The following is a 14,803-nucleotide window of genomic DNA, read 5'->3' on the forward strand; positions in this document are numbered from 1 at the left end:
CCAATGAAGTTGCTTCCGCTGCTGCGCGGCAGCCCGTTCGCCTTCCCGCTTGCGGCCCTGGCCGCGCTCGCGATGTTCCTGATCAGCGAGAGCTCGTACCAGCAGGCGACGACGACGTTCGTCGCGCTCGGCACGCAGTCCGAGGCGCGCACCAACATCCAGGTGTTGTGGCGCAGCCTGACCGACGCGGAGACCGGCCAGCGCGGCTACCTGATCACCGGCCGATCCGAGTACCTGCGCCCGTATGTCGAGGCGCAGGGACAGGTCGTCAGCACCCTGGGCTGGTTGACCCGCTACTACGCCCGGGAGCCGGAGAACGACGCCCTGATGAAGCAGGTGGTGCAAGCCTCCCGCGCCAAGCTGTCCGAGCTCGCGGAGACCATGAAGCTGCACGACGAGCACAAGGACGACGCCTGGCGTAACCTGATGCTGAGCAATATCGGCAAGGAGCAGATGGATACGGTGCGAACACTGAGCGAGCGGCTTCTCGAGCGCGAATCCGCCAAGGTCGAGGTCGCGCGCCGCAGCCTGGCGCAGACGCTGCTGCTGAACCGGATCGGCGTCAGTGCGATGACGGCGCTGAGCCTGCTGGCCCTCTACATGTACCTGCGGCAGACCACCGCGCTGGTGCGCCAGCGCGAGGAGCAGCGCCGGCTGGTGCAATCCGAGCGCGACCAGTTCGAGGGCGAGGTGCTGGTCCGCACCGAGCAGCTGACCGACCTGGCCCGCCACCTCCAGACCGTGCGCGAGGACGAACGCCACCGGCTCGCCCGCGAGCTGCACGACGAACTCGGCGCGTTGCTCACCGCGGCCAAGCTCGATGTCGCGCGGCTCAAGTCGCGCCTGGGCACCGTGACGCCCGAAGTCGCCGAACGACTGCAGCACCTGAGCGACGGCCTGAACAGCGGCATCGCACTGAAGCGCCGCATCATCGAGGACCTGCGGCCATCCTCGCTGAGCAACCTGGGCCTGGTCGCCGCGCTCGACATCCTGGTGCGCGAATGGGCGCAGCGCAGCGAGGTTCGCGCCGACGCCGAGATCGAGCCGGTGCGCCTGCGCCCGGCCGGCGAACTGACGGTGTACCGCCTCGTCCAGGAGGCGTTGACGAATATCACGAAGTACGCGAAGGCGAAGAACGTCGAGGTGCGCGTCGGTTCCGTCGACGGCGTGGTGCAGGTCTCGGTGCGCGACGACGGCGTCGGCTTCGACACCGCGCAACCGCGCAGCAGCGCGCACGGCCTGCTCGGCATGCGCTACCGCCTCGAGACCGAAGGCGGCCAGCTCACGCTCGAGTCCGCGCCCGGCGCCGGCACGGTCGTCCGCGCCCGACTGCCCGAGAGCAGCTGACCCGCCGCCGACGCCATCGCGTCGGCGCGCTCCTACACGCCTTGAGAGCCTCCCCCGACAGGCGGGCGGCGACGTTCCCTATCGTGCGTTCGAGGGCCGCGGCCCAGACTCTCCTCATCGCCTCGGTCCCGATGCGAACCTATCAACAAAGCGCGTTCACGCGCCACCGAACCAGGAGTCTCGCCATGCTGCATTACGCCGTCGTCTTCTTCGTGATTGCCCTGATCGCCGCGTTGTTCGGCTTCGGCGGGATTGCTGCCGGCGCTGCGGGCATCGCCAAGCTGCTGTTCGTGCTGTTCGCGATCCTGGCCGTCGCCAGCTTCCTGTTCGGCCTGATCAAGAAGAACTGACGTGCGGCCGCGGGCCGCGCACATCTGATCCACCTGCTTCAAAAGGAACTGTCATGAACACCACCTACACCGCCAAGCCCATGGGCCAGGAAGCCTCCGACTTCGCCGAGCACGCCGCCGACACCGCGTCGGGCGCGATCCGCTCGACTCAGAACGTCGCGAATGCCGCCTTCGATCGCCTGAGCGACAAGGTCGACACGGCCCGCGAACAGGCCGCGCCGCTGATCAACCGCATGGCCAGCCAGGCCGAGGCCGCGGCCCGCCGCGGCGCCGACGTGGTCAAGGAAACCTCGGCCCAGCTGCGCGACAAGGCCCTGCGCGCCCAGGACACGACCGTCGGCTACATCAAGGACGAGCCGGTCAAGTCGATGCTCATCGCTGCAGCGACCGGCGCCGCGCTGATGGCGCTCGTCAGCATGATGAGCCGCTCGGGCCGCGACTACTGATTCGCCGCTCCATCCGTCCTGCGCACGCACCCACCATGATCCATCCGCTGCTCAAGCTGGTCGCCACCCAACCCCAGTTGCTGGCCGACCACGCCGAAGCGTACGCGGGGCTGGTGGGCGAGGAGATCGGCAAGACCGCCTCGGCGTGGAAGACGCGCGCACTGATGGGGGCCATCGCCCTCGTGCTGCTGTGCGTGGCGCTCGTGCTCGCCGGCGTCGCGTTGATGCTGTGGGCCGTTACCCCAGACGCTCGCATCCTCGCGCCGTGGGCGCTTTTCGCGGCACCCGGCATTCCGGCATTGGTCGGCGTCGCCTGCCTGATCGCGAGCCGCCGGGCACCCGAGCCGGGATTCAGCGATCTGAAACAGCAACTCGCCGCCGACTTGGCGATGCTGCGTGAGGTGAACGCGTCATGAGCGCGTCCATCTCTCGCATCGAGCTGTCGCGCGAACGGCTGCGTCTGGCGATGGACCCGCCGCCCGCCCCGGCCGCACCGCGGACCGAGCGGCCGTTGCTCGACCGCGTCCTGGCCTGGCCCCTCTTGCACGACGTGCTGGAGTCGCTGCGCCACTGGTGGTCGGTGCATCCACTGCGTCCGGTCGGCGCGGTGGCCGCGGAGGCGGTCGGCGCCGTCGCGCGCCCCGTCGCACTGCGCCACCCCTGGCTGCTCGTCCTCGGCGCCGCGGCCGTGGGCGGGGCACTCGCCTGGGGCCGTCCGTGGCGCTGGCTGTTGCGCTCGACCCTGTTTGCCGGACTCGTTCCGCAGCTCGCGTCGCGGCTCGCCAGCAGCCTGCCGATCGAATCCTGGATGACGACGGTCGGCGCGATGATGTCGACGCCACCGCGTCGCCGCGCGACCACGCCGACCCCGGCCCCACCGCCCGGCGCGCGCGCGACGCCGGAAGCCCCAGCCGAGGCCGCCGCGCCCGCGTTTGCGGAAGCGTCGGCCCCGTAGATCACCTCCAACGACCCCTTCGCCGGTTGCGGTTTCCCGCAACTACAGGCCGGTCTCCCCCCGTGGGGTCTTGAAAGCGCGCTCCGGCGCGCTTCTTTTTTGTCTCATCCGGCGCTAGGAATCGTCCTACGTGCCCCGACGCGTCGAGCTGACAGACGCGACCGTCGCGCTTCCATACGATGTTTGACTTGATGGAGAACCCTGATGTCTGCTGATGTTGTAGCCGCCCCGCGCTGGACCACCGCCTCGATCGCGGATGCGAGCGCGACCGCACCGATGGAACTGCGCGAGCTAGGCGCCCACATCAACCGCTGCAACGGCTGCCGCGGCCGCTGGTTCGCGGTGCGCTGTGCAGCCGATGCGGTGCACGATTTCGTCGCGCCGCGCTTCGTCACCACCCTGTGCGTTGCGAGCGCGGTGATCGGGCTGGCGGCGCTGGCGCTGTGAAGCATGCGGCATGAGCGGTTCCGCCGGGCTGCAAACCCTGGTACCCGATGCGCCTGAATCCCTGATCGACATCCTCGATGGCGCACGTGGCGCCGTCGAGCCGCCCAACCGGTCGGAAATCTTCGGTTTCGAGCGCTTCGCGCAGCATGGTTGCAGTCTGGCCGAGACGCATCGCGCGGCCGCGTCCGCGCGCGGCGCTGGACTGTTCTTTCCGCGTCTGGCCGACAACATCCGCGTGCTGCGCGAGGCGCAGCAGTACATCGGGGCGCAGGCACGCACAGGCTACCAGGTGAGCCCGGCGGCGGAATGGCTGCTCGACAACTTCCACCTGATCGAAAGCCAGCTCGCCGAGATCCACGACGGCCTGCCGCGGCGGTATTTCCGCGACCTGCCGGTGCTGATCGACGAGCCGCTGCGCGGCCTGCCGCGCATCTACAGCATCGCCTGGGCCTTCGTCGCCCACACTGACGGCGCGTTCGACGACGCGCTGCTGTGCCACTTCCTCGGCGCGTACCAGCAGGTGCGCGAACTGTCGCTCGGCGAGCTCTGGGCGCTGCCGACGACGCTGCGGGTGGTGCTGGTCGAGAACCTGCGGCGACTCGCCGAGCGCCTGGCAACGAACAAGGCGGCGCGCGAGATCGCGAACCTCGTCGGCGACCGCATCGAGACCTACCCGCTCGCGCGGCTCGACGCGATCGTCGAGCTGCTGAACCGGCGTGGCGTCGGCCGCACCTTCCTCGTGCAGATCGCGCAGCGCCTGCAGGACCACCATGCCACCGGCGTCGGCGCCTACCACGACTGGCTGCTCGCACGCCTGCCCGATTTGGCCGCCGCCCAGGTGCAGCAACCTGCCGAGCAGGCCGCCGACAACCTCAGCGTCAGCAACGCGATCCGCTCGCTGCGCCTGATCGGCAACGCCGACTGGCCGGAGATGGTCAACGAGGTCAGCACGACGATGCAGCGCTTGCTGAGCGCACCGGCCTTCGAGGCCGAACGCTCCGACACGCGCGACGCGACGCTGCACGAGATCGAGCAACTCGCACGGCGCAGCGGTCGCGCCGAAACCGACGTGGCCCAGACCCTCGTCGAACTGATGCGCGACAGCCGCGATCGGACGTACGCCTCTGCGAGCGACTGGCTGCGCGGCCCGGGCCGCGTCGAACTGCTGCGTCGTCTCGGGCTGAAGCCCGGGCATGTCGAGGCGTGGCAGGTCTGGCGCCGGCGCCTGGCGCTGCCGCTGTACCTCGTGGCGCTGGCCGGCGCGAGCGCCGCGCTCGTCGCCTGGATGCTGGTCCGGCACAGTCACGCGCTGCCCGGCCCGCAGGGGCCGCCGTGGATCGCGCTGCTGGCCGCGACGCTGATGCTGTTCCCCGCCTCCGAGGCGGTGGTGGCGGTGATCAACCGGCTGATCAGCGAATCGATCCGTCCCACCCATCTTCCGCGGCTGGCGCTCGCGCACGGGATCCCCCCGGCGCATCGCGTGATGGTCGTGATCCCGGGCATGCTGACCGGCGCGACGGCGGTCGACGAACTCGCGCAGCGCCTGGAGCTGCACTACCTCGCGAACCCCGAGCGCAACGCGCAGTTCGCGCTGCTCACCGACTGGGCCGATGCGCCGACCGCGACGCTGCCGACCGACGCGGCCCTGCTCGACGCGGCCATCGCCCGCATCACCGCGTTGAACGCGCGCCACGCAATCGCCGAAGGCCAGCCGCCGCGCTTCCTCGTGCTGCACCGCCATCGCGAGCTGTGCACCACCGAAGGCGCCTACATCGGCTGGGAGCGCAAGCGTGGCAAGCTCGAAGCGCTGATCACGCTGCTGGCCGAGCCGCCGGCCGACGGCATCGGGGCGTTCATCGAGCTGGGCGATCTTTCGCGCGTTGCGCCCGACACGCGCTACGTCGTGACGCTCGACGGCGACACGCAGCTCCCGCCCGGTCGGCTGCGCGAACTGGTCGGCGTGGCCGCGCACCCGCACAACCAGCCACAGGTCGACCCCGCGACGCGCACCGTGCGCCACGGCTACGGCATCCTGCAGCCGCGCGTCGTGACGCCGCTGCCCGCACGCCAGGACTTCACGCTGTACCACTGGCTGTTCGCCGGCCAGTGCGGGATCGACCCGTACAGCGCCGCCAGTTCCGAGGTCTACCAGGACGTGTTCGACGAAGGCACCTTCACCGGCAAGGGGCTGCTCAACGTGGCCGCGATGCACGCGGTGTTGTCGCAGCGCCTGCCCGACGGCCGCGTGCTCAGCCACGACCTGCTCGAAGGCGCGCTCGCGCGCTGCGCCAGCGTCAGCGACATCACCGTCATCGAGGACGCGCCGTTCCACGCCGACGTCGCCGCCTCGCGCATGCACCGGTGGATCCGCGGCGACTGGCAGTTGCTGCCGTTCCTCCTGCGCCCCGGGCGCTACCCGATGCGGGCGATCAACCGCTGGAAGATGCTCGACAACCTGCGTCGCTCGCTGGTCGCGCCGATGTCGCTCGCGCTGCTGGTGCTGGCGCTCGGCAGCGGCGTCGTCGCCCCCGTGCCGGCACTGGTGCTGGTGCTGGCGGCACTGATCGCCGGGCCGCTGATGGGTGCCGTCGCGGGCTTCGCGCCGAGCCGGGACGGCATCGCCAAGCTGCACTTCTACCGCCAGGCCGGCGCCGACCTGCGCCGCGCCGTCTGCAGCGGCCTGTGGCTGCTCGGCCAGCTGCTGCAGCTGGCGATGCTCAACCTCGACGCGGTCGCCCGGGCGCTGTGGCGCATGGCGGTCAGCCGCCGGCACCTGCTCGAATGGACGACCGCCGCGGCGGCGCAGGCCTCGGCTTCGACGCGGCTGGGCGACATCCTGCGTCGGCATCGCGCGGTGCCGGCGGTGGCGCTGGTGCTGTGGCTCGCGCTGCTCGGCGCGGGCACCGCGTGGCCCCGGCTCGCGACGCTGCTGTGCCTGGCCTGGGCCGCCTCACCGCTCTGGACCTGGTGGGTCAGCCGCCCGAACCCGCCGCGCCGCGACGCCACGCTGCCACCGGCCGATCGCGCCTACCTCGCCGACACCGCGCGCGACACCTGGCGGCTGTTCGAGCGCTGCGTCGGCCCGGGCGACAACCACCTGCCGCCGGACAACCTGCAGCTGACGCCGCAGACGCTCGTCGCGCACCGCACCTCGCCGACCAACATCGGTCTGTACCTGCTCAGCGCGGCCTGCGCCCGCCGCTTCGGCTGGATCGGCAGCGTGGACCTCGCGACGCGGCTGGAAGCGACGCTGGACGCGCTCGACACGCTGCCGCGCTACCGCGGCCACTTCCTGAACTGGTACGACACCGAAAGCCGCGCCGCGCTGCTCCCGATGTACGTGTCCACGGTCGACAGCGGCAACTTCAGCGGCCACCTGCTCGCGGTCGCGCAGGCCTGCACCGAGCTGGCCGCGGCGCCGTTCGGCGACAGCGCCGCGCGCGCGGCGCTGGCCGCGTCGCGCGAGCGCCTGCTGGCGGCCCGCGGTGTCGGCGAGCCGATGCTTCAGGACGGACCGTTGATGCAATTGATCCAGCGGCCCGAGCCGTTGGAGGACGCCGCGGCGCGACCGGACGAATTCGATGCGCTGTTGCGCGGCGCGACCGAGGAACTCGCCCAGGTGCTGCCCGGCGACGAGGCGGCCCTGCGCCCCGACGCGCTCGACGAGTTCGCGTGGCGCGCCGCCGATCACCTGGCCACGCTGCGCAGTGCACTGCTCGACGCTGCGCACACCGCGAACACGGCGCAGCGCCTGTGCGCCATCGCCGCGCGCTGCGAGGCGCTGGCCTGGGCACCCGATTTCGCATTCCTGTACCACCGCAAGCGGCACCTGTTCCACATCGGCTACCGCGTCGCCGAACAGCAGCTGGACGCGAGCTTCTACGACCTGCTCGCGTCCGAGTCGCGCCTGACCAGCCTGCTCGCGATCGCCAAGGGCGACGCGCCGGTCGACCACTGGGCTGCACTCGGCCGGCCGTTCTACGCGGTCGGCGCGCTGGCCGGGCTGCGCTCGTGGTCGGGCTCGATGTTCGAATACCTGATGCCCACGCTGGTGCTCGAGGAGCCGCACGGCAGCGTGCTGCGCGACGCCGGCCATGCGGCCATCTGCGAGCAGGTGGCATTCGGCCGCGAGCAGAAGGTGCCCTGGGGCATCTCCGAATCGGCGTACGCGGCGAGCGACCACACGCTGGCCTACCAGTACGCCCCGCAGGGCGTGCCGCGCCTCGCACTGCGGCGCACGCCTCCCGACGAGCTGGTGATCGCGCCCTACGCCACCGCGCTCGCGGTGCAGCTGACGCCGCACCTGGCCGTCGCGAACCTGCAGCGGCTCGATGCGCTGACGCCGCGCGCGCGCTACGGCTTCATCGAGGCGCTCGACTTCAGCCCCGGCCGCCAGAACGACACCGACGGCTTCGCCCGCGTCGACACGTTCATGGCGCACCACCAGGGCATGAGCCTGGTCGCGATCGCCAATGTGCTGCTCGACGGCGCGCCGCGCCAGTGGTTGATGGCGAACCGGCATGTGCAGGCGGTCTCGTCGCTGCTGCACGAACGCGCGCCGCGCGAGGTCTCGGTGCTGCTCGCGCCGCCGCCCGGCCCGTCGGCCGACGCGCGCCAGCGCCGCACGCCGGGACTGCTGCGCGAGGTCGTGCCGGGACTGACCGCCGTGTCGCCGACGCAGCTGCTGTCGAACGGCCGCTACAGCGTCGCGCTGCGCAGCAACGGCGCGGGCTGGAGCCGGTGGGGGCACGTCGGCCTGTCGCGCTGGCGGGACGATGCGCTGCGCGACCTGCACGGCAGCTTCTTCTACCTGCGCTGGGACCGCCAGCCGCAGGCCGTCTCGCTGACCCAGCACCCGGCGCCCGACCCGGCTGCGCACTACCAGGCCACCTACCACGCCGACCGCGTGTCCTTCAACGCCACGTGGCGCGAGATCGCGGCGCAGACCACCGTCTGGGTCGGGCCGGAGGACGACATCGAGTTCCGCCAGGTCGAGCTGCGCAACCTCGGCGAGCGCGTGCTCGATCTGGAGCTGATCTCGGCCTTCGAGATCACGCTCGCGGCACCGAGCGCGGACGAGGCGCACCCGGCGTTCTCCAACCTGTTCCTGCGCTCGACCTGGCAGCCGGCGCAGCAGGCGCTGCGCTTCGAACGCAAGCCGCGCCTGCCGACCGAGCCGGCGCTGCACGCGGCGCACTTCCTCGCCGAAGGCGACGCGGCAGTCCAGTCGCTGCGCGTCCAGACCGACCGGCTCCACTGGCTCGGCCGCAACCGCGACGCGAGCCAGCCGCTGGCCTCCTTCGTCGAGCCCCGCGGGGGCGCGAACGACGGCGACGAGACCGCACTCGACACGGGGCTCGATCCGGTTTGCGCGATGTCGGTCCGCCTGCAGCTGCCGCCCGGCGGCAAGATCCGCCTGACCTTCTGCACGGCAGCGTCCGACCAGCGCGCCACGCTCGACGCGGTGATCGACAAGCACCGCCAGCGCGGCCCGATCGAGCGCGCCTCGCTGATGTCCGCGACGCTGGCCGGCATCCGGCTGCGCGAGCTCGCGATCGCGCCCGAGAATCTGGCGGCGATCCAGACGCTGACCAGTGCCATCGTGATGACGCTGGCGCGCACCCGCGTGGCCGATGCGGGTGCGGAGCGCGAGGCGGCCGACACCTGCGACCGCAAGCTGCTCTGGCGCTTCGGCATCTCCGGCGACCGGCCGGTCCTGCTGGTCTCCGCCGGCACGCCTCAAGGCATGGGGCTGCTGCGCACGCTGGCGCAGGCGCTTCGCGTCTGGGGCTGGGCCGGCGAGGGCTGCGACCTCGTCGTCGTGAATGCGGAACCGGCGTCCTACCTGATGGCACTTCAGCGTGACGCCGCGTCGCTGCGCGACCAGTTCGCCGCGCAGAACGCCGGCCCCAGCGTGGCGTTCCACCTGCTCCGCGCCGACGACCTCAGCGCCGCCGAGCTGGGCACGCTGCGCACGCTCGCGCGCGTCCACTTCAACGCCGACGGTCGGCCGCTGACCCACCACATGCAGGAGTGGACCGAGCTGCACGAGACTGCGCTCGAGGAGCGCCAGGCCGGCGCGGTCAGCGCGCTCCCGGTAGCCGCCGGCGCCGGGGCGCTACCGCGCGTCTCGCAGGGGCGGTTCATGCCCGAGGGCGGCGAATTCCGCTTTGATGTGAGCGTTTTCCAGCGGCCGGCGCGGCCGTGGGTCAACGTGCTCGCAAACCCGCTGTTCGGCGCACACATTTCCGAGGCCGGCGGCGGCTACACCTGGGCGCTCAACAGCCGCCTGAACCAGCTGACGCCGTGGTCGAACGACCCGCTCGGCGACCCGCCGGGCGAGTGGTTCCTGCTGCAGGACCGTCGCACCCACGAGCTGTGGAGCGTGAGCCCGTCGGCCTGGGCCGATCCGGCGGCCACCTACCGCGTCGCGCACGGCCAGGGCTACAGCGTCGTCAGCCATCGGCGCGGTGACCTGGAGGTCAACGTGGCATGGTGCGTGGATGCGGACGCGGCGGTCAAGCAGGTCCGCATCCGCATCGTCAACCGCGGCCACCGCACGCAGCGCTTGCGCGCGATCGGGATCGCCGAATGGGTCATGGGCGCGAACCGCAGCGACCGCCTGAGCACCGACACCGCGTCGTTCACCCAGCGGCTGCCCGGGCCGGACGGCGGCCCGCGCCTGACCGCCCTCACCTGCACCCAGCGCGACCGTGCGGCCGGCTTCGGCGACGGCACGGCGTTCTTCGGCGTGACGTCGAACGCGGCCAGCGATCCACCCGACTGGACCTGCGATCGCCGCGAATGCTTCGACGCCCGCGGGCGGCTCGCCGTGCCCGATGCGTTCGGCATGCGCAGCGGCGCCGGGCTCGACCCGTGCGCGGCGCTCTCGACCGCGCTGACGATCCCGGCCGGCGAGACGGTTGAATGCGTGTTCCTGCTCGGCTTCGGTGCGACCCCGAGCGAGGCGCGTCACCTCGCGACCACGGCAGCCGCGCTGCCGTCGAAGCAGCGTTTCGAGACCGTTCGCACGCGCTGGGACACGCTGCTCGGCGCCACCACCGTCAAGACGCCCGACCCGCTGTTCGACGCGATGGTGAACCGCTGGCTGCTCTACCAGACCGTCGCATGCCGGCTGTGGGCCAAGGCCGGCTTCTACCAGGCCGGCGGCGCGTTCGGCTACCGCGACCAGTTGCAGGACGCGATGGCGCTCGCCTGGGCCGACCCGGCGCTGCTGCGCGCGCAGATCGTGCTGAATGCCTCGCGCCAGTTCGCCGAGGGCGACGTGCAGCACTGGTGGCACGCGCCCACCGGCGCCGGCGTGCGCACCCATTTCTCGGACGACCTGCTGTGGTTGCCGCATGCCTGCGCCCACTACGTCGAGTGCACCGGCGACACCTCGCTGCTCGACGAGACCGTCGGCTTCATCGAGGGCGGCCCGATCCCGTCGGGCGCCGAGGATGCCTACTACGTGCCGACCGCTGCCGCCGAATCCGCCAGCGTGTTCGAGCACGGCGCGCGCGCGCTCGATCGCAGCCTCACGGCGGGCACCCACGGCCTGCCGCTGATGGGCACCGGCGACTGGAACGACGGCATGAACCGCGTCGGCGCCGAGGGCCGCGGCGAATCGGTGTGGCTCGCGTGGTTCCTGTGCCAGATCGTCGACGTGTACGCGCCGCTCGCCCACGCGCGCGGCGATACCGCGCGTGCCCGACGCTGGCAGGAGGCCGCCGCGGCCTGGCGCACGGCGCTGGAGACGCAGGCCTGGGACGGCCAGTGGTACAAGCGCGCGTTCTTCGATGACGGCACGCCGCTCGGCTCGCACACCAACGTCGAGTGCCGCATCGACCTGATCGCGCAGTCGTGGGCCGTGATCTCGGGCGCGGCGCCGGCGGCATCGCAGCAGACTGCGATGCAGGCGCTCGACCGCCACCTCGTCGACACCGACGCCGGCCTGATCAAGCTGCTGACCCCCGCATTGCAACACCAGCAACCCAGCGCCGGCTACATCCAGGCCTACCCGCCGGGCGTGCGCGAGAACGGCGGGCAGTACTCGCACGCCGGCGTCTGGGCGCTGATCGCGCAGGCGATGCGCGGCGACGGCGACACCGCCTACCGCTACTTCACCTACCTGAGCCCTGCGCACCGCTCGGCCCACGCGACGCAGGCGCAGCCTTACGCGATCGAGCCCTACGTGATGGCCGGCGACGTGTACACCGAGCCTCCCTACGTCGGCCGCGGCGGCTGGAGCTGGTACACGGGATCGGCCGCCTGGATGCACCGCGCGGCGATCGAGCACCTGTTCGGCCTGCGCCAGCGCGGCGAAGAGATCGGCTTCGTGCCGTGCCTGCCATCGCACTGGGACGAGGCGGAGCTGACGCTGAAGCGCGGCGGACGCAGCCTGCGCGTGGTCTTCAGCCGGCGCGCCGAGGGGGCCGATGCCGCGATGGTGAGGCTGGCGCCGGGGCAGATGCTGCGCTGGGACGCGCTCGCCACCGACGCCAGCGCGCGGGTGCAGCTCAAGTCCGCGAGTCCATCAGGCTAGATCGAGTCCAGCGGGCTGCGCACGCCGCGCCCGCCGCGGTTCAGCACGTGGGTGTAGATCATCGTCGTCGACACGTCGCTGTGACCGAGCAGTTCCTGCACCGTGCGGATGTCGTAGCCCGCCTGCAGCAGGTGGGTCGCGAACGAGTGGCGCAGCACATGCGGCGAGCACGGCTTGACCATCCCGGCGCGCCGGGCCGCGCCGGCTACGGCCTTCTGGATCGACGCCTCGTGCAGGTGGTGCCGGCGGCACGCGCCGCTGCGCGGATCGATCGAACGCGTGCCGCTCGGAAACACCCACTGCCAGCCGCGCGCGCGGTCGGCGTTCGGGTACTTGACCGCCAGCGCATTCGGCAACCAGACGCGGCCGAAGCCCTCCGTTAGATCGCGATCGTGCAGCGTCCACGCTGCGGCGATCTGTTGCTGCAACGGCAGGATCAGGTTCTCGGGCAGCATGGTGACCCGGTCCTTGCCGCCCTTGCCGTCGCGCACCAGGACCTCGCGCCGCTCGACGTCGACATCCTTGACGCGCAGGCGCAGCCCTTCGAGCAAGCGCATGCCGGTGCCGTATAGCAAAGCGGCGATCAGGCCGGCCGGCCCGCTCATGTGCGCCAGCAGATCGCGAAGCTCGTGTGTCGTGAGCACCACCGGCAAGCGTCGCGCGTCCTTGGCCGCCACGATCTCGTTGAGCCAAGGAAACTCCAGGTCTAAAACGACGCGGTAAAGAAACAGGATTGCCGACTTCGCCTGATTTTGTGTTGCAGCCGCGACGCCGCGATCGACCGCGAGATGAGTCAGGAACGCGCTCACCTGGGCCGCGCCCAGAGTCGACGGGTGGCGCTTGCCATGGAAAAGAATGAAGCGCCGCACCCAGTCGACATAGGTGGCTTCGGTGCGGATCGAGTAATGACGCACGCGGATCGCATGGCGCATTTGGTCGAGCAGGCGCGGCGGTGCAGCAGGCTGCGACGCGGCATCGTCCGGATTGACGGGGCGCAAGGAGTCGGGCGACATTTCAGGGGAAGCGGCGGTGTCTGCGCCGGACCGAGCAAGGAGCCCGACATGCCGAAGATTTTGAGCCGCCCATATCGGCGAGTCGATCCCTCCGCGTGGGACCTGGCGAAGCCCTCTGTCGGGGGAGATTTCGAAGGGAAGCGCCGTACGCACCACTCTATTTAGGCCGAACAGCCAACGGCGGGCCATTCCATCCATATCACGTTAGGCCTCATGAACGCAGCCATAGCGGCCATCGACGGCTGCAAATACCTCTACCTCGCCTCAGTCTCCGAACCCGAAGACGGTGGCTTACGCCTTGTAGTCCACGAGGCCAGAGCGGGTGGTCCGGTAGCCGCGGAGACTCTCGCCGCCGAACCTCTACCAGAACTCCGAGCCGTGCTCGCATCTTCGAGCGCGATCGAACACGGTCCTGGCTGCAAGGTGTTTGATATCTACTGGCCCAACTACATCGCCTACGCTATCGAGAACGAGAGTTACGCCCTTGGTCAGCCCGAAGACTCAGAGGCTGAGGGTCGATTGTTCAAGCTGTACAAGAAGTCGGCATACCTCGACTATCTGTCCAGGGTCTCGTTTGCTACATCGGACTATCCGGGCTCCAATAAGCACTGGGCGGTTCTGTGCCTCGATCACATCGTCAACGTGGCATCCACCAACGAGCCTGCCATCAGGATGCATGAGGCCTAACCCTTCGCTGGAGCCGACTCGCACCGGCATGGCACTTGGCCCGCGAAGCGGTGGTTCTTATCTTCCGCCTCGCGGGCCAAGCACCATCCCGGCGCTCGCGCCTCAGCTCAAACGTTAGGCTTCACGACGACCTATCCGGATGACCCACCGAATTGCCATAGCCCAGATCAACATGCACTGGTCGACACCGGAGAATGTGGCGTCGATTCGAAAGGCCATGGACTTGGCACATTCGCGAGGCGCGCAACTTTGTGGCTTCTCCGAACTAGCCGTCACCGGGTTCCATCGACTGATTGGTCGCGAAGCAAGGCCTGAGGTAGTGTCGCCAGCCGTTCAAGAGTTGCAAACTCACGCTGCGAAGCTGTCGCTGGGCATAGCCGCCGGAGCACCAACTTTCGGCGCCGACGGTGCGATCTACAACTCGCATCTGCTTATCAATGAACGCGGAATGACTTCGGCGGTGATTCCTAAGCGTGGGCTGACTGAACCAGAAGCCACTTTCTTCAAGAGAGGTGCGTCACGGCCGATAGGGAACCTGCACGGCCTACGCTGCTCCGCGGTCATCTGTCGCGAGGTCGAAGACATCGATCTGGTCTCCCTCGAGTTGTCACCCGGAACAGTAGATCTCATTTTTGTCCCGGGGGCACTGCGCCAAGATCCTGAGAAGCCAAGAACTGATCCGCCTGCATACGTTCACGATATTCGGCGCCTGGCTGCTACGACAAGGTCCTACGTGATCCAGACCAACTGGCCCAATGCGCTCAATCGACCCGAGGAGAGTATTGACGGCGGCGGCAGCACCGTTGCAGCGCCAGATGGAGAGATCATGTTTCGTCTTCCTCCCCAAGCCTCCGGAGTCGGTGTTTTCACTCTGGGGGAGAGTCACTTTGAATGGCATCCGCAGTAAAGGCTAGCCCTTCCTTCAAGCGGACAGCGCACGGCAAGCCGCGGTCTGCCGCTTAAGTACTAGTAGAAGAATGCTCACCGTCGTTGAAAGCGTTGCTGTTCCAGCG

The 14,803-nt window shown here is 69.9% G+C and carries 10 protein-coding genes; 9 read left to right on the forward strand and 1 reads right to left on the reverse strand.

What is annotated here, in order from left to right:
• The first annotated feature begins 3 nt into the window (after positions 1-3).
• From ACWH49_RS24965 to ACWH49_RS24995, 7 genes are all read left to right on the forward strand, one after another.
• A complete protein-coding gene (locus ACWH49_RS24965) occupies positions 4-1,347 on the forward strand; it encodes a CHASE3 domain-containing protein (protein WP_448173891.1) in 1,344 nt (447 codons plus the stop codon).
• Positions 1,348-1,532: 185 nt separating this feature from the next.
• Positions 1,533-1,697 carry a DUF1328 domain-containing protein gene (locus tag ACWH49_RS24970; RefSeq protein WP_082548774.1) on the forward strand — a complete coding sequence of 55 codons (165 nt, stop codon included), beginning with the start codon at positions 1,533-1,535 and terminating at the stop codon, positions 1,695-1,697.
• 53 nt (positions 1,698-1,750) lie between these two features.
• On the forward strand, positions 1,751-2,143 hold the full coding sequence (locus tag ACWH49_RS24975; protein WP_056463306.1) for a hypothetical protein: 393 nt from the start codon (positions 1,751-1,753) through the stop codon (positions 2,141-2,143).
• A 35-nt stretch (positions 2,144-2,178) separates the two neighbouring features.
• Positions 2,179-2,559 carry a hypothetical protein gene (locus ACWH49_RS24980; RefSeq protein ID WP_448173892.1) on the forward strand — a complete coding sequence of 127 codons (381 nt, stop codon included), beginning with the start codon at positions 2,179-2,181 and terminating at the stop codon, positions 2,557-2,559.
• Positions 2,556-3,098 (forward strand): hypothetical protein, encoded by a 543-nt coding sequence (locus ACWH49_RS24985; RefSeq protein ID WP_448173893.1) that lies wholly within the window; start codon positions 2,556-2,558, stop codon positions 3,096-3,098. The genes ACWH49_RS24980 and ACWH49_RS24985 overlap by 4 nt, the downstream gene beginning before the upstream one ends.
• A gap of 204 nt (positions 3,099-3,302) precedes the next feature.
• A complete protein-coding gene (locus tag ACWH49_RS24990; protein ID WP_448173894.1) occupies positions 3,303-3,545 on the forward strand; it encodes a hypothetical protein in 243 nt (80 codons plus the stop codon).
• Between the two features lie 10 nt (positions 3,546-3,555).
• Positions 3,556-12,090 (forward strand): GH36-type glycosyl hydrolase domain-containing protein, encoded by an 8,535-nt coding sequence (locus ACWH49_RS24995; RefSeq protein ID WP_448173895.1) that lies wholly within the window; start codon positions 3,556-3,558, stop codon positions 12,088-12,090.
• Here ACWH49_RS24995 and ACWH49_RS25000 read toward each other — a convergent pair.
• Entirely contained in the window at positions 12,087-13,103 is a 1,017-nt protein-coding gene (locus ACWH49_RS25000) for an integron integrase (protein WP_448174397.1), read from the reverse strand. The two genes, ACWH49_RS24995 and ACWH49_RS25000, sit on opposite strands and share 4 nt — an antisense overlap.
• Positions 13,104-13,316: 213 nt before the next feature.
• On the opposite strand from ACWH49_RS25000, the gene ACWH49_RS25005 reads away from it, so the two are divergent.
• Together ACWH49_RS25005 and ACWH49_RS25010 are read left to right on the forward strand one after the other, a co-directional pair.
• Positions 13,317-13,790, forward strand: a complete 474-nt coding sequence (locus ACWH49_RS25005; protein ID WP_448173896.1) for a hypothetical protein — start codon at positions 13,317-13,319, stop codon at positions 13,788-13,790.
• A gap of 139 nt (positions 13,791-13,929) precedes the next feature.
• Positions 13,930-14,697 carry a carbon-nitrogen hydrolase family protein gene (locus tag ACWH49_RS25010; RefSeq protein ID WP_448173897.1) on the forward strand — a complete coding sequence of 256 codons (768 nt, stop codon included), beginning with the start codon at positions 13,930-13,932 and terminating at the stop codon, positions 14,695-14,697.
• Positions 14,698-14,803 lie beyond the last annotated feature (106 nt).

The organism is Rhizobacter fulvus, assembly GCF_964020785.1.

Excerpts from the sequence above, each read along its gene's own strand:
- ACWH49_RS24990 (WP_448173894.1), top strand. The coding sequence starts at position 3,303 with ATGTCTGCTGATGTTGTAGCCGCCCCGCGCTGGACCACCGCCTCGATC.
- ACWH49_RS25010 (WP_448173897.1), top strand. The coding sequence starts at position 13,930 with ATGACCCACCGAATTGCCATAGCCCAGATCAACATGCACTGGTCGACA.
- ACWH49_RS24995 (WP_448173895.1), top strand. The coding sequence starts at position 3,556 with ATGAGCGGTTCCGCCGGGCTGCAAACCCTGGTACCCGATGCGCCTGAA.
- ACWH49_RS24980 (WP_448173892.1), top strand. The coding sequence starts at position 2,179 with ATGATCCATCCGCTGCTCAAGCTGGTCGCCACCCAACCCCAGTTGCTG.
- ACWH49_RS24965 (WP_448173891.1), top strand. The coding sequence starts at position 4 with ATGAAGTTGCTTCCGCTGCTGCGCGGCAGCCCGTTCGCCTTCCCGCTT.
- ACWH49_RS24975 (WP_056463306.1), top strand. The coding sequence starts at position 1,751 with ATGAACACCACCTACACCGCCAAGCCCATGGGCCAGGAAGCCTCCGAC.
- ACWH49_RS25000 (WP_448174397.1), bottom strand. The coding sequence starts at position 13,103 with ATGTCGCCCGACTCCTTGCGCCCCGTCAATCCGGACGATGCCGCGTCG.
- ACWH49_RS24985 (WP_448173893.1), top strand. The coding sequence starts at position 2,556 with ATGAGCGCGTCCATCTCTCGCATCGAGCTGTCGCGCGAACGGCTGCGT.
- ACWH49_RS25005 (WP_448173896.1), top strand. The coding sequence starts at position 13,317 with ATGAACGCAGCCATAGCGGCCATCGACGGCTGCAAATACCTCTACCTC.
- ACWH49_RS24970 (WP_082548774.1), top strand. The coding sequence starts at position 1,533 with ATGCTGCATTACGCCGTCGTCTTCTTCGTGATTGCCCTGATCGCCGCG.